Genomic DNA, 24,738 nt, shown 5'->3' with positions numbered 1-24,738 from the left:
TCCACTTTCCCTTTAAACTCTTTTTTTATTTAAATAATTATTATATTATATTCTTTATCTGTTATATATTAAATTACATCTTTATTAGAAAATTGGCTATTATATAATTTCTCATAAAATCCACCTTTTTTCATTAATTCTTCATGGTTTCCTTGTTCAACAATGTTTCCATCATTTATTACTAAAATTAAATCTGCATTACGAATTGTTGAAAGTCTGTGTGCAATAACAAAACTTGTTCTACCCTTCATTACATTTTTCATTGCTTTTTGAAGCATTAACTCAATTCTTGTATCTACTGAACTAGTTGCTTCATCTAATATTAAGATTGCTGGATCAGATATTATCGCTCTAGCTATAGTTAATAGTTGTTTTTCGCCCTGAGATATATTAGATCCTTCTTCATTAATAAACATATCATAACCATCTGGTAAAGTTTTAATAAAATGATGTACATTTGCTATCTTAGCAGCATCTTTAATCTCTTCTTTAGTAGCGCCAAATCTACCATATTCTATGTTTTCATAAATACTTCCATTAAATAACCAAGTATCCTGAAGAACCATTCCAAAAATAGATCTTAAATCTTCACGTTTCATATCTCTACTATCTACACCATCTATTTTTATAGATCCACCTTGAATTTCATAAAACCTCATTAACAAATTAATTAATGTGGTTTTTCCTGCCCCTGTTGGACCTACTATTGCAACCATTTGGCCACTCTTAATTTCTGCATTTAAATCAGTTATTAAAGGTTTATCTTCAGAATATCCAAATTTAACATGTTCAAAAGAAACATTTCCTTTAGGATCACTTAACTTTTTAAAATCTTCTTTATCAGAAATTTGTTCTTCTTCATCTAATATTTCAAACACACGATCTATAGCTGCAAATGCTGATTGAATTGCAGAAGATAATTGTGTTACTTGTGAAAGGGGTTGATTTATTTGCCATATATAACGTATAAATGCTTGTAAATTACCTACTGTTAACGTACCAGTTACAGAATAAAATGCTCCTAAAACGCCTATAACAGCAATTCCAAGATAAGTTATTAATGAAATAAATGGAGACATAGTACTTGATATAAATTGTGCCTTAAATCCTGTTTTATACAGCTCTTCATTTATATCTGAAAATTCTTTAATAACATCTTCTTGTTTTCCATATAACTTTATTTCATTAAATCCAGTATACATTTCTTGAACATTACCATTTAATTTACCCAACGCATTTTGTTGATGATAAAATAACTTTTGAGATTTTGATACTACTATTTTTGATATCAAATAACTTGTAGGAATAATTAATATTGCAATCAATGCCAATTTAACATTAATTGTAAACATCATTATTACTGCTAATGTTAATGATAATACAGCATTAATTACTTGGCTAAAACTTTGTTGAAGCGCATTAGATATTGTATCTATATCATTAGTAATTCTACTTAATACATCCCCTTGACTATTTTTATCAAAATAACTTATTGGTAATTTTCTTATTTTATTTTGAACTGCATTTCTCAAATCTCTCATTGCATTTTGTATAGAATTTGTTAATAAAAAGCTAGCTCCATAAGTTGAAACAGCACTAAATACATAGACTGTTCCTAATAATATAAGAACCTTTATAATGTAATTAAAATTTACTGCTGCTCCATCAATTCCTTTAACTATATTAATTGAATCCCTTGTAAGTTGTGTTATTATAAGCCCTTCTACAACAGGTGAAATAGCCGTAAATACCGCTGCTATTATTATTAATACAATTGCTCCTATAAATCCTTTTTTGTATTGTTTTACAAAAGGAGATATCTTATTTACTGTATATTTTAATTTTTTCATTATGCTAATTCCTCCTTTGTAAGCTGAGATGAGGCAATTTCATTATATATATTACAACTATTTAATAGTTCTTTATGTTTACCTATTCCAACAACCTTCCCTTCATTTAAAACTATAATTTTGTCTGCATCCATTATTGAACTTACTCTTTGTGCTACTATTAGAACCACTGATTCTTTTGTTTCTTCTTTTAATTTCGCTCTAAGTAATGAATCTGTTTTAAAATCAAGTGCTGAAAAACTATCATCAAATATATATATTTCCGGTTTTCTAACTATAGCTCTTGCTATAGACAATCTTTGTTTTTGCCCCCCTGATACATTGGCTCCACCTTCAGTTATCATTTCATCAAACATCTTAGGTTTATGTGAAATAAAATCATAAGCTTGTGATACTTTAGCTGAATATTCTACTTCTCCAGTGCTTGCATTTTTTTTACCAAACTTAATATTATTAGATATACTACCTGTAAATAATAAAGTTTTTTGTGGTATAAAACCTATCTTTTTACGAAGAGAATTTAAATCATACTCTCTAACATCAACATTATCTATCTTTATATTACCTTCAGTAACATCATAAAATCTTGGAATTAAATTAATTAAAGTAGATTTTCCACTACCTGTACTTCCTATAAATGCTACTGTTTCACCCTTTTTAGCAATAAAAGATATATCTTTTAGTACAGCTTCTTCTCCACCTGGATAAGTAAATGTTACATTATTAAATTCTACTAAGCCTCTAATTTCCGTACTTTTAATACCATTTTTAGGATTTTCTATTATAGGCTCTTCTTTTAATATTTCTTCAATTCTATTTGCAGATACCTGTGCCTTTGGATACATAATAAATATCATTGAAAATAACATCATTGAAAACATAGCATGAAACAAGTATTCTATAAATGCTACTAGCTGTCCAACTTGAAGAGTACCTACATTTATCATATTACTTGATAACCAAAAAATAGCTATTATAGCTACGTCTAGCAATAAGAAAAATGCGGGTTGTGATACTGCCATTAATTTAAATAAATTTTTAGATATATTAGCATATTCATTATTAGTTTCATAAAACCTTTGTTTTTCATGATCATCATTTCCAAAAGCTCTAATAACTCTTATGCCAGTTAAATTCTCTCTAGATATTCTATTTAGCTTATCTAATCTATTTTGTTGTTTTTCTGATATAGGATGAGATAATTTTGCAATTATAATAACTCCTACTATTATAAATGGTACTGCAATTAATAATACGGTTGATAATTTCACATTAGTTCTTACTATCATAATTAAACTTACTACAAACATAACTGGAGTAAGTAATGCCATTCTAAGCAACGTATTTGTAAATTGCATAACTTGATAAGCATCATTTGTAGTTCTTGTAATCATTGAAGAAACTCCAAATTTATTGTATTCACTATGTGAAAATTCTTGAGATTTTTTAAATATATCATTTCTTATATCTCTAGTTATACTTGTGGAGATTTTTGCTGAGCAATATCCAACCATTATTGTTCCTATTACTCCTAAAATAGAAATTAAAACAATAACCAAGCCCATATTTTTTATGTACTGTACATCACTATTAGCTATTCCATTATCAATAATTTTAGCCATAATAGTTGGAATTCCTAATTCAACTAAAGCAAATCCAAACACAGATATCACATTTAAAGCTATTAGAAATTTATAATTTTTTAAGTATCTTAAAATTAATTTCATTCTGTAATTTTCTCCTATCTATTTTTTATTGATTATATTGTTTAAAAAATATTAAAACTATTATTCCATATTAAATTATTCCTAATTAGTTTGTACTAATTTTTCTATATTTAATAAAAAATTTATATTATTAGTTAGCTTTATTTATGCTAAAATATGAGCACTATATTAAAATATGATTAATTTTAATATATGATATTTTTACTTAGAGTTATTAATATTAATTTTACAACTACTGTATTATTTTGGACATTTCTTAATTTTACCACATAAAATTTACATTATTGAAAAATCTTTATAGAAATATTATTATATAATCATAAGGTATATAGTAACCATACAGTCAATAGGAGGATTAAAAAATGAGCGAAAAATTAAAAAAATATTTTAATACTGGAGAATTTGCTAAACTATGTAATGTAAAAAAACAAACACTTTTTCACTATGATGCAATAGGAATTTTTTCGCCTGAGATAAAAGATAAAAATGGATACAGATATTATTCACACCATCAATTTGAAATCTTTAATGTTATTATGATTCTAAAAGGAATTAATATGCCATTAAAAGATATAAGATCTTATCTTGATAATAGAACTCCTGATTCATTAATTAATTTATTTAAAAATAAAATGTTAGAAATAGATAATGAAATTGAAAACTTAAATAGAATAAAAGAACTTATGCAAACTAAAATAGATGTGACAGAAAAATCATATAAAATTGATCCATTGAAGATATCTTTAGAATTTAAAGAAGAAGAACATTTGATTCTTAGTAAATCTATAGAAAATGTTAGTTATAACGAATACCTAAGATCAGTATCAGAACATATGAAATACTGCACTTCAAATAAACTAAATACAAGTTACTCCCTTGGTGCAATGATAAATAAAAAAAATATTCTTCAGGGTGTAAAAGAAAATTATTCTTATCTTTACACAAAAATAGATCCAAAATTAAATTGTAGTTCTATTTTTATTAAACCTAACGGTATTTATGCTATAGCTTATCATAAAGGAAATTATGAAACTATTAATTCTACATATAAAAAAATAATATCATTTTTAGATTCGTTTAACCTTAATATTGGTGATTATGCTTATGAAGAATGCATTTTAGATGAAGCTTCTGTTATCGGATTTGAAAATTACTTAACAGAAATTTCAGTTGAGGTTAATACTAAATAGATTTCTAAATGCTTAATTGAATTAATATATACAGCATCAAAGCTTGAAATAATTTCATCTTCTTATTGTATATATTTTGATTATTTCATATATCAATTAAAATTTAAAACAATTATAAATTAATATTATTGTGTTAAATTTATTTTTTTATTTAATATTTGCTTTTATATAAAATCATAAAACTTTTTTAATTCTTTCAATGGAATATCTATATCTTCTGAATATTTTTCACATGTATACACAGGTAAATTAGTCATTTCTTCTAAAATTCTTTTATTATCTATATGAATAATATTACTCTTATCATAATTGTTTAATATAATTGAATTTACAACAAGATTATGTTTTTTTATATATTCCAAAGTCAAAATAGTCCCATTTATACTGCCTAATCCTGATGGTGATACTAGTATAATTGGAATTTTTAATTTTTTTATAATATCCGTTAACATTATTTTTTCTTTATCATAATAAATTGGACATATGATCCCCCCACTACCTTCTACTGTAATATAATCATGCTCATTACATCTATAATTAAAATCAGCAACTATTTTATCCATACTAATATGCACGTTATTAAGTTTAGCTGCTAAATGAGGTGATACAGCTTGTTTAAAAATGTAACTTACACATTCATTTGGATTTCCTTTAATATTTGCTACATTATAAACATACTTTGCATCCCCAGCTACAATATCATTATTTATAATTTCTGCACCACTAAGCGCTGCTTTATAATAACCACAATTAATATTTGCTTCTCTTAATTTTTTTACAATTAAAGCAGTTATATACGTCTTTCCTACATCTGTATTAGTTGCTGTTATAAAAACTCCCTTTGCCATATTTACACCTCAAATCCTAACTCTTTTATCATTTTTATGTCATCAAAAGTTTTTATCCCACTTGTTGTTAACATATCTCCTGAAATAGCTGCATTTACTCCAGACTTCATAAGTCTTTCACCTTTATCATTAAGCAACGCTCTTCCTCCTGCAAGACGAATTTGCTTTTTGGGAAGAATAAATCTAAATAACGCAAATGTTTTTGTTATCTCATCATAAGATAATTTTTCTTGATTTTCTAATGCTGTTCCCTTTATGGGGTTTAAAATATTAATTGGTATGCTATCTACATTAAGTTCTCTTAAAGTAAATGCCATATCTATTCTATCTTCCATAGTTTCTCCAAGTCCTATGATTCCACCACTACAAACTTGAAGTCCTGCCTTTAATGCATTTTTAATAGTATGTATTTTTTCATCAAAGGTATGTGTAGTACAAATGTTAGAAAAAAAGTTTCTAGATGTTTCTAAATTATTGTGGTATCGAATTACTCCTGATTCTTTTAGTTTTATTAATTCTTCATAATTTAATAATCCATGAGAGGCACAAAGCTTAATATCACATTTGTCTTTTAATTCACTATAAGTTTTGCAAACTGTATGTACTTCTTTATTAGTTAGCTTTTTTCCAGAAGTTACAACAGAAAATCTATGTACTCCACTATTATAATTAGAAATTGCACTTGTTATTATTGATTCACTATCCAAAAGGTTATATTCTTCAATATCAGTTTTAAAATACACAGATTGTGCACAGTATTTACAATTTTCTCCACACCTTCCGCTTTTTCCATTTATAATTGTGCATAAGTTGAATTCTTTTCCACATAAACTCATTCTTATATCGTTTGCTGCACTTGCTAATTCATCTATGTTTTCTTTTGAAAGTATCATAACTTCTTTTTTAGAAATTAATTCTCCACTTAAAATTTTTTCTTTAAATTTATCTACTATATTCAATATACTTACTCCTTAAAATTGGATTTATCTTACTTGCTAATATCGCTCCTACTATACATAATACAATGTCACCTGGCATATCTAATGGAAGGCACGATAATATAATAATGCTTATTGATGTTGGAGTTTTTAAATATAAATTTAAAATTATAAATTTATATAGTATTCCAATAAAATATGTTGCAAAGAAACCTGATAAAGCTGAAATTAAATATTGCTTAAAATTCTTTGCTTTTATCTTATCAACTACGTATCCAACTAGAAATGATGCTACAATAAATCCTATTAAATATCCAAAACTTGGTCTAAAAATATATTGAATCCCACCTCCTGCTGCAAATACTGGTACTCCCAATAATCCTAACATTACATAGGTACCCACAGAAGTTGCTCCTGACTTTGGTCCTAAAATCATTCCAGATAAAATAACAAAAAGAAATTGTAATGTAAAATAGTCCATAAAGGGTACAGGAATTTGAATAAATGCTCCTATTATAATTAATGTAGTAAATAATGCACAATAACTCATATCCCTAATTTTTGATTTTCTCATAACTATAACTCTCCTATTTTTTATAAATATGTGAATAATTATAGTTGTACAATTTTAGATTGTCAACTTTATTTTTTATTAAAGTCGACAATGAATATATTATTAAAATATTTTATAAATACCCATCAAGTAGCATAAAATAATAACGAGATATTAAATAAGTACTTTAAGATAAAGAGAATTATTATGGATAAAGATTTAACACCTAGAACCTATGTAGCTTAAACTACTATTTAATAAGCCCATTTAAAAACCTTAATATATAAAAAGAACTAGAACATTTCCTTAATTGGTTGTTCTAGTTCTTTTAAATTATATATAATTTAAAATTATTTTTTTAATAGTTTTACTAAATATTTTAATTTTTCTTCACTAATTTCTCCAAATGGTTCATTATCAATTCTCACAGCAGTCCCAAAATGAAAATCTGTAAACTCCGTATTTTCCTTAAGCATTTCTATATTATTAAAATTCAATCCACCACCTAAAAGTATATTAATATGTCTTGAATTTCTTATCATCTCTTTTATTACAGATATATTTTTTACAATATCTCCAGTTCCACCAGAAGTTAATATATTTTTTATCTCTTTATATTTACTAAGTGTTTTTACACTCTCTATTGTATTAGTTTCATCTATAGCTTTATGAAATGTTACATCTATCTCCTTACAACTTTCAATTATCCTTTTAAGCTGTAATTCTGATATATTTTTATTTTCATCTAACATTCCAAGAACAACACCATTAGCACCTAAATTTCTTACTATATCAATATCTCTTATCATTATATCTATTTCATCATCACTATAGAGGAATCCTTTTGCATGATTTCGTATCATTACATTTACAGGTATTTTCACATTTTTTATTACACTTTCTATCATCCCAAAACTCGGCGTAAGTCCACCTTCTGTTAAAGCACTTACAAGCTCTATTCTATCAGCTCCACAATATTCTATAATTTTTGCATCTTCTAATGTCATTCCTATTATTTCTAACATTATATATCACCTCAAGTAATTTAAAGAAGTCGCGTATTTTACGACTCCTTATTATATATTTTTAATTATGTTTTAAAATCTAAATTATATTTTTAATTAGACTCTCATTAAGGTTTTAATTCCATCGGCAACAAATTCTACATTAGTTCCTATTATAACTTGAGCACTATTTTTATCTAATCTAACTACACCTCTCGCACCAATAGATTTTAACTTTTTCTCATCAATTAAACTTGAATCTCCTACTTCTAATCTTAAACGAGTTGCACAATTATCAACTTTTAATATATTTTCTTTTCCACCTAAATATTCTATATACTTTCCATAAACGTTTTCATCAGACATATTTAAAGTTATGTTTTCTGTAAATTCATCATCATCTTCTTCTCTACCTGGTGTTGGTAAATTTAATTTCTTTATTAATACAAAAAATATTAAGAAATAAAGAAGCCCTATTCCAAGTCCTATTGGTATTATTAATGATGGCTTAGTTGCTAAATTAAAGTTTAATCCGTAATCAATGAATCCTGCTGAGAATGTAAACCCATGTAGTATTCCCATAGAATCTACTACGAAACAAGATAAAGCGGTTAATAAAGCATGCGCTACTAATAAAACTGGTGATAAGAATATAAATAAGAATTCTAATGGTTCAGTAACACCTGTTAAGAACGCTGTAAGAGCTAATGATATCAACATTCCTGATACTGCTTTTCTTTTTTCTTTTTTAGCTGCAAAATAAATTGCAAGTCCTACTGCTGGCATACCAAACATCATTACCGGGAAAAATCCTGCCATAAAATGTCCTGCAGTAGGATCTCCTTGGAAGAATCTATTTAAGTCCCCTGCTTTACCATTAAATTCTCCTAATTGGAACCAGAAAAACGAATTTAAAACATGATGAAGTCCCATAGGTATTAACAAACGATTAAAGAATCCAAATAGTGCTACACCAACTGCACCTAATGCTGCTACACCAGCTGACGCAGTGCCTAATGCATTTTGAATTGATGGCCAAATCATTCCAAGCGGTATTGCTACTACAAATGCAATTAATCCTGACATGATTGGAACAAGTCTTCTCCCACCAAAGAATGCCAAAAATTCTGGTAACTTTACAGTTCTAAATCTATTATAAGATAACCCACCTATAACTCCTGCAAGTATCCCCCCTAAAAATGATATATTAAGTGTTTTAGCAAATTCTGCTTCATAATTCATAATCCAATATTGTTTAGTTACATTTGTTAACGTTAAATAAGTAATAACACCAGCCAATCCAGCTGAACCATTTTGGTCATCAGATAACCCTACAGCAACACCCACTGCAAATAATAACGGTAAATTATCGAATAATGCACTTCCTGCAGCTTTAAAAAAAGGTAATATTTGCGCTAGAAATGGTATAAATCCTAATGCTTCAATAACATCTGGCTGACCAATTCTAAGCATTAGTCCACCAATTGGCAAACATGCTATTGGAAGCATTAGTGATTTCCCTATCCGTTGTAAAAATTTAATCATAAATTATTCCTCCCCCTTAAATTGTTAATCTATAAAAAATTAATTTTTATACTACTTTATAGTCTTTAGGGTTTAGTAAACTAGCAGCTTCTTTATCTAAAATAACTATTAAATCATCATGAAATTGAAGTATTGAAGCTGGAACTTCTGGTGTCACTTTTCCATAAATAGTATCATAGATAGCCTTTGCTTTATTTTTTCCAGTTGCTAAAAGCATAATTTTTTTGCTTTCAAATATTGAACCTATTCCCATTGTAATGGCTTTGCTAGGTACTTCGTCTAAACTGTTAAAAAATCTTGCATTTGCAATTTTAGTAGACTCCTCTAATTCAACTACATAAGTTTTCTTTTCAAAATTTACTGTTGGTTCATTGAATCCTATATGAGCATTATTTCCTATACCCAATACTTGTATATCTATTCCGCCAGCTTCTTTTATCAAATTATCATATTTTACACATTCATTTTCAATATCATTGGCCATTCCATTAGGTATATGGATATTTTCCCTTTTTACATTTATATAGTTGAATAAATTATCATCCATAAAATAATGATAACTTTGGTTATTACTTATAGGTAAATTTTGATATTCATCTAAATTAAATGTTTTTACATCTGAGAAATCTATCATTTTATTTTCATACATTTCAACTAATTTCTTATACATACCTATTGGTGTACTTCCTGTTGCAAGACCTAATATTGAATTAGACTTTAAAGTTATTTGGCTCATTATTATTTGAGCTGCTTTTTCACTTAACTTATCATAATTTTCACAAACTAATATTTTCATAATTTTAACCCACCTCTAATTTAATTTTTATAACTATTTTCTATTTTTCAGAATTCACTTTTTAATATTTATATTATTGTGATTCTTAAAATTTTTACATAATATTATTTTATAAAGAATTAAAAATAACTCTTCCTTCTGATACTAAAAAATAACAATTCATTTCATCATCAAAAATACATATATCTGCATCTTTTCCAATATCTAAACTTCCTTTTTTATCATCTATTCCTATAGATTTCGCTGGATTTAATGAAGCCATATTTATAACTTCATTAAGTTCTAAGTTAGTATTTTCAAAAAAATTATAAACTGCTTTATTTAAAGTTAGAATGCTTCCTGCTAAAGTTCCATTAATTAGCCTTGCAGCACCATCCTTAACATAAACATCTTGTCCACCTAGCTCATATTTACCATCTTTCATACATCCAGCTCTCATACAATCAGTTATAAGAATTACTTTTTCATTACCTTTATTATTTAATATAAATTGAAATAAGCTTTTATCTACATGTATCTTGTCTGCTATTATTTCGCAATAAGCATTACTCATAAGAGCTGCACCAACTACCCCTGGTTCCCTGTGATTTAATGGACTCATAGCATTAAATAAATGAGTTATATTAGTAACTCCTAAACTTATTGCTTCCATACATTGCTTATATGAAGCATTACTATGACAAATTGATAATGTAATCTTAGTATTTTCTTTAACTTCTTTTGTAAATTCATAATCATCATCTAGTTCAGGTGAATATGAAATTAGTTTTATAACATCAGTGTAGTCTTTTATAAATTGAAAATTTGGTTTTAATATATGTTTAGAATCTTGTGCACCTTTATAAATTGGATTTATAAATGGCCCTTCCATATGAGCCCCAATAACTTTTGCACCATTAAAGTCTTTTTTCATACATTTTTTTATTATATTTAAAGAACTATAAATATTTTCTTTAGTCATTGTCATTGTTGTTGGTAAAAATGAAGTGACACCATTTTTACAAATTCCACTACTTATAGCTTCTATTGCTTCTATTGAATTATCCATAGTGTCAAAATTACAGCTACCATGTACATGTATATCTATAAGACCAGGTGTTACTATTTTTTGCTTTGCATCAATAATCTCACAATTTTCTGGTATTTCCTCACATATACTAATTATTTTTTTATCAAACAAAAGAACCTTATTTCCTAAAATCCCACTCTTAGTTACAATTATTCCATTTATTATTGCTTTCATATTAAACCCTTCCTATCAATTTTTTAGTTTTCATGTAATACTATTTCATATTCATGCTTGCCTGTCATAAATATTGAACTCGTATATTCCATTATTTCTTCTTTATCTGTATATACTAATCTATCTATTTTAAGTGCTAACGTATGATTTTCTTGATTTAATAAATCTGCAGTAAACTCATTTATCATTATTGGACTTATTACTTGTTCTGCTCTTTTGGTTTTATGATTATATCTTTCTCTATACAATGTATATAAAGAATTTTCTTTTACTAATTCCTCATTTAAGTCTTGACACATGTCTTTTGATGTATATACAATTTCTAATGCAAATGGATCATCATCTATATATCTTATTCTTTCAATCCTATATATGAGAGTATCTTTATCTTCCACATTTAGTTTTTTTCTTATACTTTTATTTTGAAAATCTAATTCAAATTTTAATAATTTGCTTTTTACTGTAAATCCCTTTTCATTCATTACTTCAGTAAATCCCAGTAACTTTTGGAATTTATGTTTTTTCTTTTCATAAGCAACAAATGTTCCTTTTCCCTGTTTTCTATCTAATAAACCTTCAGATACAAGATTTAGTATTGCTTTATTAACCGTCATTCTACTAACGTTTTGAATCTTGCAAATTTCTCTTTCTGGCATTAAATAGTTACCTTCCTTTAATTCACCACTTTTTATCATATCTCTAATTATCAAAGATAATTGAGTATGTAATGGTATGTTTAAATTTTTGTCTACTATTTTCAATTTTATCTCCCCCATCTTGGCATATTATATTGGTATATACCAATTGGTCTATACCAATATAATATGCCATATCGTTTTCAATGTCAATTATTTTTATAAAAAAATTTATTATCTTATTAAAATATTAACATATGTGCTAGTTAAATGATCTCATACTCTTTTTAGTATTCCTAATTCTGACTGCTTCATCCATTTTACTTGTACATATATCAATCTATATATTTAAAATATAGGATACACAAAAAAGCCTAATGTAGTTTTATTCTACATTAGACTTTCTATACTATATTTAATAATAACAAATAATTGTAGTTTTGGGTGTTATATTATCATAAATAGATTTAGCTGTACTATATGGCAAGTTTATGCATCCATGAGAACCACCATTTTTATAAATTTCTCCACCAAACTCTGATCTCCAATTAGCATCATGAAGTCCTATTCCACCATTGAAAGGCATCCAAAAATTTACCGGTGATGCATATCCTGGACCTCTTAATACAGTATCTTTTTGTTTGTAATATAATTTATAAGTACCACTTGGTGTTGCATATCCCGCACTCATATTTCCTGTAACAATATCACTTTGCACAACAAGATATCCATTTTTATAAAACCATAAATGTTGATTAGTCATATCTATCTCAACAAAAGTATCTGATACATTATTAAAATAACTTGCTGCTGATGTTTGATAATATGATGGGTAAGTTGTTAATGTTTGTCCATTTTTTATAAGGCTTATTAATGTTCTAGTTTCTTCATCAACATTGATTGCCCATCCATGATTATTTCCTGAATATCCACCATTAACTTTTATAGAAGTTCCTAATGAACTTCTATAAGAACTGGCTAATCCTTCTACAAAGTTTCTAACTTTAGATTCATCTAATATTATTGATAAATTAGGCTCTATTGAAATCCAATCTATTACTTTATATTTATCTACAACTTGTACCATTCCACCATAACTATAAGTTATATTAGCTGATAAATACTTGTTAATAGTATTTGCTGCATAAATTACCTCGGGTGAATTAGATGTATATTGTGGATGTTCATAACAATCCAATGTTTCTAAATTCAATTCAATATCTTGGTTCTTTATAGCCATAACTACATTAGTATATAATTTTTCTTTATTTAATTTACTTCCTATAACTTCTGATGTAATTATATAAGAATAATTTCTATATTCTAACTTTGAACTTTTAGGTTCAGTTACATTAGTTGGATTTAAACAAGATAAGTTATCTATACATTGCCTCAACAATTGTTCATCATAAGAAATTGATATGGAATCTGTAGAATTGACTTTTAAATTTATATCTTTTCCTTTAATTTCTTCAATAGTTCCACCTCTTTTTATTAATTTTAATACATATTCATCACTTGATGTAGAACTTAAAGTTTTTGCATAAGCATTTGTAGTATTAATAAAGATTATACTTAATGCTAAAATCATACTCAAAAAAGTGGCTAAGCATTTACTTATAAACTTATTATAATTATTAATTTCTTTCTCCATAAAAATAATCCCCCCTAAAACTCTTATATTAAATTAAACAATATTTTTTATCGTAGTGTTTATCTTTATTAAATAAAGCTACAACTTATTTAAAAATTATAATTTTATATTTATTATTATACATTTTTTTCCATTTGTAAAGTTTTGTGGCAATAATTATTTAAAAAGAAATTTTTTTAAATAATTACATTACATAAAATAAGGTTTCTAGATAGAGCCTTTTTACATATTATTTCCAACTATAATATATAATTATAAAAATCATCAACAATATATCTTACTTCTGTCTTAAGTTAAAATATAATTATTATTAAATTATAATAAGCTATATAATGAATTGAATTTCATTATATAGCTTATTCTTAAATAACAATAACTCTTATGTTAATTGTCAAATCTATCAACTCTAAAAAGCTTTAAATTTTCATCAATTTCACCTAAATAAAGCTTATTTAACATGATTCCACCTAGTATCGCAAAAAGTATTCCATTAGCTCCATATCCAAGATTGAACCATAATTTTTTATTCTTAGGATCTTTTCCTATAAACCCTAAATTATCTTGAGTTGAAGTAAAAGCTCCACAATATTTATATTCTATATCAATATTCTTTATATTAGGAAACATTGATTTTAATCTTTGTTCTAATATAGAGTACTTTTCACTAACTTGCTTTTTATTATAAATATCGGGAATAAAATTTATATCTTCTCCACCAATTATAATTCTATTATCACTAGTTGTTCTTAAGTAATTATATGGTTCCTTATTATCTCTAATTAAAACTTTATTATAATATCCATCAAAATTATCTAAAGGTTTTGTTGCTATATTAAATGCTGTTGTAGTTACACCAAAATTTCTACTTGTAAATAGGTCTGTGTGATAACCTGTAGCAACTATTACTATCTTACCTCTAACTTTAAAATCATACTTCGTTACTACTTCTACTCCATCATCATTATAGAGTACTTTTACAGCCTCTGTATTTTCATATACTCTTAACCCTTTTTTAGTAGATACATCTATCAGTTGATGTGTAAACTTATAAGGATCTATTTCTGCCCCGCCATTTTTAGAATATAATCCGGCTTTTAAATCAAACGAAAACGGATTATTTTTCTCTTCGATAAATTCAACATCGAATCCATTTTCTTTTCTTATTTTATATTCTTCTTTTATCTGTGCTATATCACTAGATTTAGCTGTATAAAATAAAGTATCCCTTTTTTTATAATTACATTTATTATCGTATTGTTTTATAAATTCTTCAATTTCATTCAATGCTTTTATTCCCAATTTATAGGATTGTATTACATTTTGAGTAGTAGTATACTGTTCCAATTCTCTAACTGTTCCATCTAATTCATATTGTAATAACGCTGTCGTAATTCCTGTGCTTCCATACCCAATTATATTTTTTTCTAGAATCACCGAATTTATATTATTTTTACTAAAATAATATCCTAAAATACTTCCTGTAACTCCCCCTCCAACAATAATTACATCTGTTTCTACATCTTCTGTTAAATAATTATATTGCTTAATAATTTTATTTATTTTAGCAAATAAAGAATCACCCTTAACAAATTGTAAATCCATGTTTAGACCCTCCAATATATTCTTTAATCAAAATATTTGTTTCAGATGAAATTTAACTTAATAGCAGACTCAGTAAAATTATACATATATTTAATAATCATCTGATAAAAGTATTATTTCCTAGAAAACTTTTAGTATACTTTTAAACATTACTATATCAAACTTTATTGGTTATTTTTTAGTGATTCTCATAATCTCTTAAAAATACAACATTCTATAAGTTGTCTTCATATTCTTTAAGAATATAAATTCCTAAAAATAAAAAGAGATTCTAATCAGAATCCCTTTAAAATTATTTCTTATATGCACTTTTTAATAGTTCTATTTCATTCTTATATCCCTCAAGCTCATTAGGTGTCTCAAGGAAAAATGGTAAATGACACAATTTAGGATGATTAATAATATTTGTTACAGCTTCTAATCCTATATACCCATTTCCTATAGTTTCATGTCTATCCTTATGACTTTCAAATGGATTTTTGCTGTCATTTAAATGGATAGCATATAATTTATCTAATCCTATTATACTATTAAATTCCTCTAAAACCTTATCTAACTCATTTACTATATCATATCCTGCATCATGAATATGACATGTATCTAAGCACACTCCTACATGTTCTTTTAATTCAACACGTTTTATAATTTCAGCTATTTCTTCAAAATTTCTACCTACTTCAGTTCCCTTTCCTGACATAGTTTCTAAAAGAACTTTAGTTGTTTGATCCTTTTTTAAAATAGAATTTAAAGCACTTGAAATATACTCTATACCAACTTCTGTTCCTTGCTTAACATGACTGCCTGGATGAAAATTATATAAATTATTAGGTAGATACTCCATTCTTTTTAAGTCATCTGCCATTATTTCTATTGCAAATTCTCTATTTCTTTCATCAGCTGAACATGCATTTAATGTATATGGTGCATGAGCTAATATCTTACAAAAATTATTTTCCTTTGCTAATTCTAAAAACTCTTTAACATCATTTTCATCTATATCTTTTGCCTTGCTTCCCCTTGGATTACGAGTAAAGAACTGAAAAGTATTTGCTCCAATTTTCAAAGCATTTTCACCCATATTTTTAAATCCCTTTGATGAAGATAAATGGCATCCTATATTTAACATATTATATCCTCCATATTTAACTAGCAGTTTATTTATTAGTTATATTTTAATATTATATCGATATATGCTTAAGTAAAACTAGAAAGAATATTTGACTCTTTGTTTATTGCATATATCAGAATATATTTAAAACATATCTTATTTATCTTATTATACCGCTAATAAATTATTATTTCTATATAATAATTATTATCCTTTTGCTATCTCATCTAAAGTTTCAGTTATTATTTCATAAACTCCACTATATGTCTATAAATAAAGCTTAGTATCAATTCTTCTATCATATTCTGACCATGTGCCACTTTTAGTCTTATCTTTTAATTGATTAATTTTATTCATTGTAGCATCTATAGTATCAGCATAATTTACTATAAAAGATTCTTCCATCTTCATATCTCTAGGAGATCCATATTCAAGTTTACCGTGATGTTGAGTAACACATCCTTTTATTCTGTTTACAAAATCGTCACTATAAGGAAAGGAAGTTTCACGAATAGCTTGATCTATCATTTGAACCCCAATTACAATATGTCCCTCCATTTCACCTTGCAGTGTATATTTAAAAGGCCCATCATAGTAAAGTTCATATATCTTTCCAATATCATGAAGTTTAGCAGAAAGTACTGCTATTTCATTTCTTCTACAATCATATCTTTCGCAAAGCATTGCAGTTAAATACATGACATTTAATGTATGTTCTGCAAGTCCACCTATATAATTATGATGCATAGAAACACCACCAATTCCTCGTTTAAATTTATTTAAAAACTCTTCATCTTTAAAAAAATAATCGTTTAGTGCTTTTCCTTCTTTAGATATTATGTACTTATTTGTATATTCTTCAATTTCATTCATTATATCTTCAATTGGTCTCTTTACTGTTGGTAGATAATCTTCTAAATTGTACTCTGAAATAAATTCATATCTTCTAATATCTAAATTTACGCCCTTTGTTCCATGTACCTTTAGCACCATACCTTCCTTAATATCTTGTTTTTTACTAGCTATATTTGATTTGCTTTCTCCTGTCTTATCTGCAAGTATACATACAGTCTTATTAGGATCCTTAAAAATTATCCTCATAACCATTAAATTTATTTCTATAGTTTCCTCATCTTTTAAATCGCATAAAAACTTATCTTTATCGCTCATAAAGTCCTCCATCTTAAATTTATTTATAAAAATATTATGTGTAAAAATATACAAATTATAATTATTTGTTATAAATCAAATAATTAGTATATTGTACCACAATTATATTGAAAATTTATAAATAATAATAAGTATTGCTAGCTCCTCTATCTAATTTTTAATCTAAACTAATACTAATTTAAAAACCTGTACATTAAAAGATTTCATAGACCTTGTCCTCATTAGTTTCATTATTGACTATAAGGATCTTAAGATTTGATAAGCCTCTAGATCCATTATTCTCACTAGGATATATTAAATAACACATATTATTTTTATCTATATATGCACAATCTAGTAACTCCATATCTCCATATTTTTTAATACATTCATCGTTATAATAATTTATTTTATTATATTCATCTTCAAAATAATGTGGTCCTTTATACTCATCATTAAAATTACTAATATTACTTTTACTTAATTTATCATTTTCAATATTATATAAATAAGCATTATCATGATCAGAATCATTATAAATTAGTATCTCACTTCCGTCTTCTTTTACTTTAAAAATAGTAACTTCATCACCTTGAATATAGTTCATATTAATATTCTTTAAGTTTATAGCTCTATAAATTTGCTTATTAGAAACATCATATACAATTAAACCAATAGTTCCATAAAAAATAACTCTATCTTTTGAAGCATATGCTAATTCTGTAAAAAGGGCCATCTGTTTATCTTCCATTTCTTTAGCAATTCCATTTAAATGTTTTTGATTTAATATGTTGCAAGCTGTAAATTGAAAAATAATTATACTCATAGTAAAAAACAATATAAAATCAAAGCAATTCTTTTTTAAATTAAATATATTTTTTGACAATACCTAATACCCCCATCTTAAGATTCTAAATCTCTTATTATATATAATAACATTAAATACCCTTTTTAATTTACAAAATATGTTATAATTGTTCTGTTTATATAGAATTAATTATATATGAATAACAATTTTAAAACTCTATAAAACAAACCTTACAAAATTGAAATATTACAGTCACATAAATGAATACTAAAATATAACTATTTGATTTAAAATTAGCTCATACCTTACAAATAACAAATAAATATTCAATAAAATCAATACAATTGGAGGCGTTAATTTTGAAAAAGATATTTATAACATTAGGCATAGTTGGAGCATTATTAATTGGAACTGGAGTTTGTGCAAGATCTGTATTGTATCCATTAAATAATAAAGATAATATACAAAAATACTCTAAAGAATACAATGTAAAACCAGAAGTGATAGCTGCTGTAATACATTTTGAAACTGGTTTTAAATCAACTCCTTATAAAGAAGGACATAGAGTTGGTTTAATGAATATAAAAGATACTGAAGGTATAAAAATGTCTAAAGAAATTGGGTTAAATATTACAGATCCTAAAGACATTGCATCAGATGATGTAAATATACAAATTGGTACATGGTATATTTCTCATAATGGTGGTGATTCAAATTTAAATGATATGATGGGAAAATGGGTTTTGCGTAATGACGAAAAAGTTGAATCAAAAATAATTGAATATGCTAAACAATACTATGGTAAAAAAATAGAACAACGCTCTAAAATATACAAAATATTATATCCAGAACTTAAATTTTAAATTCCTCTACCCTAATACTAAATAACTATATTGAATATTATCTTTACATAAAAAAACGTGGCTTTATGTCACGTTTTTTAGTTGAGAGTGCAAAAGTTAAAGTGAAGAGTTAAGGAATTTTTTCCTTAACTCTTCACTTTAACTTCTCAACTAATATTAATTCACTATTTTATTATTATTTAATCAAATATTATTTTATGGTTTTTTTGAAAATTATCTTTTAATGTAAGGGATAAACTATTTGCTCTGTTTCCCTCTATTATATTGGTCACAGTAAAATCCTTAACTCTATCAAATAGTGTGAAAATAGTTTTGGCCTTATTTTCACTATTATATACTTTCCAATATCCACAAGTTAAACATTTTTTCTCTGAACACTCCATAAAATCTTTAACATCTTCTAAAGGATATCCTAAAAATATTCCTAATTCATGAGGACAATTATATACTTCATATCTATCTTTTAATGTATTCAACGCATCTTCTACTGATAGCTCTCTATCATATCCTACACAATTAAGAAATTTTAAATTATCCTTCTTATTGATATATTTTTCTAATAGCTCTTTATCATAAATTAATACTATTAAAGACTTATCGCTATCTCTCAATGAAATATAACCTAAGTTTAATTTTCTCAAATAATCTTTTCCATACATATTCCATAAGTAAAATATATCCTTATTATCATATTTACTTAAATTCAGTGTAATTGATGGCTTCAATCTAGCACTTATTAATGCAACATTATAAGATATAAAAGTTTCAATATATTCTTTTCCCTCCATACCATTTAATAAGTTATAAAAAGTACTAATTTTTTCTCCCATCATTACTCCTCCATTAATTAATTACTTAATTTAGCTATTTCTCTTCCGTATTGAATGCATTGTTCTTCACTTTCACCTTCCGGTGCATAATTTACAATTAGTGGTTCTAAAGCCACATTAACTCCTGAAGCTGTCATTTCTTCTTCCCAGCTTCTCATCCACTGTCCATCACCCCATCCATAAGATCCAAACAATATAACTTTTTTATTTTTTAAATCATCTTGAACATTCTCTAATAATGGTAAAAATTCTCCTCCTTCAAGTTCTTCATCGCCCATAGAAGGACATCCTAAAACTACTATGTTTTCATCCTTTAAACTATCTACATTAGCATTAGAAATATTTATCAGTTCAGTTTTAACTTCTGAGTCTTCAATTCCTTTTGCTATTAAATTTGCCATAGCCTCTGTATTACCTGTACCACTCCAATAAATTATTTTCATAAATCCTCCTCTTTGTTCCCTTGTTGAGAACAATTATCAATTTCATTATATTATTATAATATTCTACTTAAATAATGTTGTCAAGAGTATTTTTAATAAAAACTATATAACTAAAATATATTAATTTATATAAAAAGACCTTGGTAATTCTTTTTAATTACCAAGGTCTAAAAAGCATTATTTATATTACTACTGAACTTTCAGTTATTATATCTTATTTAATACCAATTTTCTACTTTTCATTAAGTAAATTGTAAATATAACAACCCCTATTATTAGCGTAACTCCTGCATATGCATAAATACTTCTATATCCATAATCCATAACTACTTCACCCCAAATTATTGAGCCAACTCCATAGCCACCATCTAATAGTGCATAATAAATAGCATTAGCCATTCCTTTTTTATTTTCACTTACTGAATCTAATATCATAAGATTAATTATTGGTAATAATGATCCCATCATAATTCCACATAAAAATCCAAATATTATTAATTGAGGCATTGTTTTAACTATTGACATTCCAAATATAGATACTGAAAAAATTATTAATCCATATGATAATACTGCATTTGTTCCGAATTTACTTACTATTTGATTTATAAACAATCTTGATGCTAATATACCTAAAGCATTTATTGTGAAAAATAATCCAATATTACTAAAGCCTAACTCTATTCCATATAAAGCTGTAAATGCCAAAATAGTACTTTCTGCAACTGCTGCTAAAAATAATATGATTGCAGGTACAAGCATATTTCTTTCATTTACTTTTTCTTCAGCATTATCTTTATTATTCTCTTCATTTAATTGAGTTTTTGTAGTATTTTCACTATATGATAATTTTAAAGATATCAAAATTGTTATAATAGCTACAACTGTTGTTGTAATAAATAATAATCTAAAGTTTTCATAGCTCTTACCAACTAAAGCTAATGCAATTGATGGTCCTATTGCTGTAGTTATAGTTATTCCTACTCCAGAATATCCTATTCCTTCAAGCATTCTTGATTTTGGTGTAACATCTGTAACAATTGTTGCTACTGCAGTAGAAGATATCCCGAATCCAAATCCCTGAAATATTCTTAATAATATAATCATTTGTATATTATTTATAGCTAAATATGATATTGTTGACAGTGCAGTTATAGCTACACCTAATATTAATATTTTCCTTCTTCCAACCTTGTCTAAAAGTTTTCCTGCAAGCAATCTAATAAATAATGCTGCTAATGTAAATGCCCCTGTCATCATGCCTGCATAGGTATCAACATTAGTAATTTGTTTTGTATAAATTGATATTGTTGATAATAATAAATTACAAGCTAGGTTTACCCCTATTGTAATAAATAATGCCAATATAAAATGACTTGTCCATAGTTTTTCTTTTTTATCCATTACGTTATCCCCATCCTATATTCGTTTTTCCTTACAATATTTTAACTAGATACTTGAAAATAGATTGTAGTATAGGCTACAATCTATTTAATAAATATTTTTTATAGATGGTGGTTTTATGAATAATAAACTAAAATTTTTTCCCAGTTCAACTGTAAATATAACATCTGAATTTTATAAGGTATTTGAAGATGCCGGTACACTAAAAAAATATCGTAAAAATGAAATAATATATTTCCAAGACGATATAGCTGAAAATTTCTATTTAATTAAATCAGGAAGAGTTCGAGTTTTTTTAATATCTCCTCAAGGTACAGAACTTACTATTGAAATTTTAAGGAAAGGAAATCTTTTTGGTGAATCATCTTATTTTGCCTATGGTTCTAGAATGACCTCTGGTAGCGCTGCTACAGATGTGGAATTAATCGCTGTAAGCCTAAGTGATCTTTATCCTTATCTAACAAAATATCCTGAATTAATGATTCAAATGTTCCATCTTATGTCACTATCCATTCAGAATTTATCAATTCAAGTTACTAGCATGGCTTTTTTAGAAGCCGATAAAAAAACCGCTGAATTATTAGTACGTTTAGGTGTGTATTTTAAGAAAAATAAATGTGATAATTCCTACACTATTGATTATTCGCATGAAGAGATTGCTCAATTAATCGGATGTTGTAGAGTTACTGTAACCAAAATATTAAATAGATTTCAAAAGGATGGATTAGTATCTTTAGGCTATAAAGAAGTAAAAGTTATAGATGAAAAAAAACTGAAAGAACTTGTTTTTTATTAAATTCATTTGAATAATCTATGATTATATTAAATACCTGACTATTATTACTAAAATCCGTTGTTTTAGGTATAACCTTAACTTTTTCATTAATTGAAGTACTTTTTATATTTAATTCATCACATGTCTTATGTATTGTAAATATAATATAAATAGGAACTATTAAATTCCAGTAAAATTTTTTCTATGTAGGTGATTAAAATGTACTATTTTGATAAAAAAATTAGGAAGGAAGTATCAGTACCTTATCCATTATACCAATCAGAAAAGGGAGAGTACTTCATTGGTCAGACACCAAAATTAATTGGTGAAGATCAGCATGCTTTAGCTGCATTAGTAAATCCTATTGGTTCAAAAGTAAACATTTATGTGAATGCTATAACTGTAACAAATATTTCAACTCTTAATTTATCAGCTGAATTTTACCTTAGAGCTACCCTAAAGAAAGGTATGGTTAGTGATTCAGTTAGCTGTACTAACTTAGGTATTATTCCAAAACCAATTCCTGAAGGAAAAATTAAATATTTAACTACAGTTACCAAACCACCTCAAGATGGTGTAAATATATTTAGTCGAATAGTTTCTTCATATTCAACTTTAGTAATTGATGGTGGACAGATAATTATTTCACCTGGACAATCTCTTATAGTTTATCTTGGAGGATTTCTTCCACTTGAATTTGATAGTGCAATAGTTGCTTTCGGATGGTGGGAAGAAACAATATACGAGTATCCATGCTGCCATTGCTAAAATAAAATTTTTTTATTAACCTATAAATATTTTAAGTATTAAAATCCACGATATTTCCGTCGTGGATTTTTTAGTATAAATTAAGTGTGACTCTTTTAATTTACTTTTTAATTGGAATCCATATTTCACATCTATAATCTGAAGAATATATATCACCTTCAGGATAAATCTCTAGCTCTGGTGCACAAGCATGCTCATATCCCGTAGATGGCAACCATTCAGTAAATATCCTTCTGGTAAGATCTTGTATAGCATCAGGTAACGCTCCAGATGATTCAAATATAGCCCAAGTAGCAGCAGGTATTGTTGCTGAAACATATCCTTTTGGAATAGAGTCTTTGATTTCCTCAACCCCTATCATATAATTAAATTCATCTTTGCCAAAATCTTTACATATCCCTAGAACCCCTAGCTTGCCTACTTTTGAGCAAATCCAATTGTATGAACCATCTTTCATACAATTGTTCCAAAATTCAGGTACTTGTTCAAAATTTTCTCCGTCAACCATAGTTATTCTTGTTTGTTTACCAACTACTCTAAAACTCTCTTTCTCAACGATTTTATAATTCATATCTTTATCTCCTTTTATTGAAATGTGAAAGGATAGTTTTGGATATGCCTTAAGATTTGCCTCTGGCTCACGTGCAGCTGATGGACTCATTCCATACATTCTTCTAAAAGCTTTTGTGAATGCTTCTGGTGTTTCATATCCATACTTATAAGCTACATTAATAATTTTTTCACCAGATATAATGTCTTGTGCTGCCAGTGTAAGTCTTCTTCTCCGTACATATTCAGCTATTGTTACACCTGTTATCACATGGTACATACGCTGAAAGTGAAACGGGGATGATAATGCAATTTTAGCTACCTTTTCAATATCAAGCTTTTCAGTGATATTATCTTCTATATATTCAACTGCCTTATTCATTGAATCAAGCCAATCCATAAACTCACTCCTTACTATTTCTATATTAAAGGTTTTATATTTATTTATCCTGTCTTTAA

The 24,738-nt window shown here is 26.5% G+C and carries 23 protein-coding genes; 4 read left to right on the top strand and 19 right to left on the bottom strand.

Features of this window, described 5'->3' with window-relative positions; translation table 11 throughout:
• Window positions 1–68: 68 nt before the first annotated feature.
• Window positions 69–1,850: an ABC transporter ATP-binding protein gene (locus tag RGC78_RS09110; RefSeq protein ID WP_309556526.1), complete on the bottom strand. Its 1,782-nt coding sequence runs from the start codon at window positions 1,848–1,850 to the stop codon at window positions 69–71.
• Window positions 1,850–3,577, bottom strand: a complete 1,728-nt coding sequence (locus RGC78_RS09105; RefSeq protein WP_309556525.1) for an ABC transporter ATP-binding protein — start codon at window positions 3,575–3,577, stop codon at window positions 1,850–1,852. The genes RGC78_RS09110 and RGC78_RS09105 overlap by 1 nt, the downstream gene beginning before the upstream one ends.
• A gap of 362 nt (window positions 3,578–3,939) precedes the next feature.
• Here RGC78_RS09105 and RGC78_RS09100 point away from each other — a divergent pair, with 362 nt between their 5' ends.
• Window positions 3,940–4,767, top strand: coding sequence for a MerR family transcriptional regulator (locus RGC78_RS09100; protein ID WP_309556524.1), 828 nt, complete (start codon window positions 3,940–3,942; stop codon window positions 4,765–4,767).
• Window positions 4,768–4,931: 164 nt separating this feature from the next.
• On the opposite strand, the gene bioD is transcribed toward RGC78_RS09100, so the two are convergent.
• The 13 genes from bioD to RGC78_RS09035 form a co-directional block, all read right to left on the bottom strand.
• On the bottom strand, window positions 4,932–5,615 hold the full coding sequence (gene bioD / locus RGC78_RS09095) for a dethiobiotin synthase (protein WP_309556523.1): 684 nt from the start codon (window positions 5,613–5,615) through the stop codon (window positions 4,932–4,934).
• A 2-nt stretch (window positions 5,616–5,617) separates the two neighbouring features.
• Window positions 5,618–6,574, bottom strand: coding sequence for a biotin synthase BioB (bioB, locus tag RGC78_RS09090; RefSeq protein WP_434062233.1), 957 nt, complete (start codon window positions 6,572–6,574; stop codon window positions 5,618–5,620).
• Window positions 6,558–7,127, bottom strand: coding sequence for a biotin transporter BioY (locus RGC78_RS09085; RefSeq protein WP_252223361.1), 570 nt, complete (start codon window positions 7,125–7,127; stop codon window positions 6,558–6,560). Before RGC78_RS09085 ends, bioB begins: the two co-directional genes overlap by 17 nt.
• 329 nt (window positions 7,128–7,456) lie before the next feature.
• Entirely contained in the window at window positions 7,457–8,131 is a 675-nt protein-coding gene (locus tag RGC78_RS09080; RefSeq protein WP_105176071.1) for a copper homeostasis protein CutC, read from the bottom strand.
• A 96-nt stretch (window positions 8,132–8,227) separates the two neighbouring features.
• A complete protein-coding gene (gene nagE, locus RGC78_RS09075) occupies window positions 8,228–9,655 on the bottom strand; it encodes an N-acetylglucosamine-specific PTS transporter subunit IIBC (protein ID WP_105176070.1) in 1,428 nt (475 codons plus the stop codon).
• Between the two features lie 46 nt (window positions 9,656–9,701).
• A complete protein-coding gene (nagB, locus tag RGC78_RS09070) occupies window positions 9,702–10,451 on the bottom strand; it encodes a glucosamine-6-phosphate deaminase (protein WP_105176069.1) in 750 nt (249 codons plus the stop codon).
• A 109-nt stretch (window positions 10,452–10,560) separates the two neighbouring features.
• Window positions 10,561–11,694, bottom strand: coding sequence for an N-acetylglucosamine-6-phosphate deacetylase (nagA, locus tag RGC78_RS09065; protein ID WP_309556522.1), 1,134 nt, complete (start codon window positions 11,692–11,694; stop codon window positions 10,561–10,563).
• A gap of 23 nt (window positions 11,695–11,717) precedes the next feature.
• Window positions 11,718–12,455, bottom strand: a complete 738-nt coding sequence (locus tag RGC78_RS09060; protein WP_309556521.1) for a GntR family transcriptional regulator — start codon at window positions 12,453–12,455, stop codon at window positions 11,718–11,720.
• A 289-nt stretch (window positions 12,456–12,744) separates the two neighbouring features.
• Window positions 12,745–13,983, bottom strand: coding sequence for a L,D-transpeptidase family protein (locus RGC78_RS09055; RefSeq protein WP_309556520.1), 1,239 nt, complete (start codon window positions 13,981–13,983; stop codon window positions 12,745–12,747).
• Between the two features lie 384 nt (window positions 13,984–14,367).
• On the bottom strand, window positions 14,368–15,585 hold the full coding sequence (locus RGC78_RS09050) for an NAD(P)/FAD-dependent oxidoreductase (RefSeq protein ID WP_309556519.1): 1,218 nt from the start codon (window positions 15,583–15,585) through the stop codon (window positions 14,368–14,370).
• A 292-nt stretch (window positions 15,586–15,877) separates the two neighbouring features.
• Window positions 15,878–16,711 (bottom strand): deoxyribonuclease IV, encoded by an 834-nt coding sequence (locus RGC78_RS09045; protein WP_017353464.1) that lies wholly within the window; start codon window positions 16,709–16,711, stop codon window positions 15,878–15,880.
• A 249-nt stretch (window positions 16,712–16,960) separates the two neighbouring features.
• The gene (locus RGC78_RS09040) at window positions 16,961–17,863 is read right to left on the bottom strand and encodes a 3'-5' exoribonuclease YhaM family protein (RefSeq protein WP_012423047.1); all 903 of its coding nucleotides are present in this window, start codon (window positions 17,861–17,863) and stop codon (window positions 16,961–16,963) included.
• Between the two features lie 193 nt (window positions 17,864–18,056).
• Window positions 18,057–18,728 carry a hypothetical protein gene (locus RGC78_RS09035; RefSeq protein ID WP_309556518.1) on the bottom strand — a complete coding sequence of 224 codons (672 nt, stop codon included), beginning with the start codon at window positions 18,726–18,728 and terminating at the stop codon, window positions 18,057–18,059.
• Window positions 18,729–19,009: 281 nt separating this feature from the next.
• On the opposite strand from RGC78_RS09035, the gene RGC78_RS09030 reads away from it, so the two are divergent.
• On the top strand, window positions 19,010–19,513 hold the full coding sequence (locus tag RGC78_RS09030) for a transglycosylase SLT domain-containing protein (protein WP_252250298.1): 504 nt from the start codon (window positions 19,010–19,012) through the stop codon (window positions 19,511–19,513).
• Window positions 19,514–19,692: 179 nt separating this feature from the next.
• Here the strand turns inward: RGC78_RS09030 and RGC78_RS09025 are convergent, their stop codons facing one another.
• The 3 genes from RGC78_RS09025 to RGC78_RS09015 form a co-directional block, all read right to left on the bottom strand.
• The gene (locus tag RGC78_RS09025; RefSeq protein WP_224656025.1) at window positions 19,693–20,343 is read right to left on the bottom strand and encodes a DUF3793 family protein; all 651 of its coding nucleotides are present in this window, start codon (window positions 20,341–20,343) and stop codon (window positions 19,693–19,695) included.
• A gap of 17 nt (window positions 20,344–20,360) precedes the next feature.
• Window positions 20,361–20,786, bottom strand: coding sequence for a flavodoxin (locus RGC78_RS09020; protein WP_309556517.1), 426 nt, complete (start codon window positions 20,784–20,786; stop codon window positions 20,361–20,363).
• 207 nt (window positions 20,787–20,993) lie between these two features.
• Window positions 20,994–22,187: an MFS transporter gene (locus RGC78_RS09015; protein ID WP_309556516.1), complete on the bottom strand. Its 1,194-nt coding sequence runs from the start codon at window positions 22,185–22,187 to the stop codon at window positions 20,994–20,996.
• 118 nt (window positions 22,188–22,305) lie between these two features.
• Here RGC78_RS09015 and RGC78_RS09010 point away from each other — a divergent pair, with 118 nt between their 5' ends.
• Window positions 22,306–22,983: a Crp/Fnr family transcriptional regulator gene (locus RGC78_RS09010; RefSeq protein WP_309556515.1), complete on the top strand. Its 678-nt coding sequence runs from the start codon at window positions 22,306–22,308 to the stop codon at window positions 22,981–22,983.
• Between the two features lie 198 nt (window positions 22,984–23,181).
• Entirely contained in the window at window positions 23,182–23,730 is a 549-nt protein-coding gene (locus RGC78_RS09005) for a DUF6143 family protein (RefSeq protein ID WP_012425687.1), read from the top strand.
• Between the two features lie 100 nt (window positions 23,731–23,830).
• Here RGC78_RS09005 and RGC78_RS09000 read toward each other — a convergent pair whose 3' ends face one another.
• Entirely contained in the window at window positions 23,831–24,679 is an 849-nt protein-coding gene (locus tag RGC78_RS09000) for an AraC family transcriptional regulator (RefSeq protein WP_017353471.1), read from the bottom strand.
• Window positions 24,680–24,738: the final 59 nt, after the last annotated feature.

The sequence above is a fragment of the Clostridium aquiflavi genome (assembly GCF_031344075.1).
Lineage (GTDB): Bacteria > Bacillota > Clostridia > Clostridiales > Clostridiaceae > Clostridium > Clostridium aquiflavi.
This window is presented reverse-complemented; position numbering and strand designations above follow the sequence as displayed.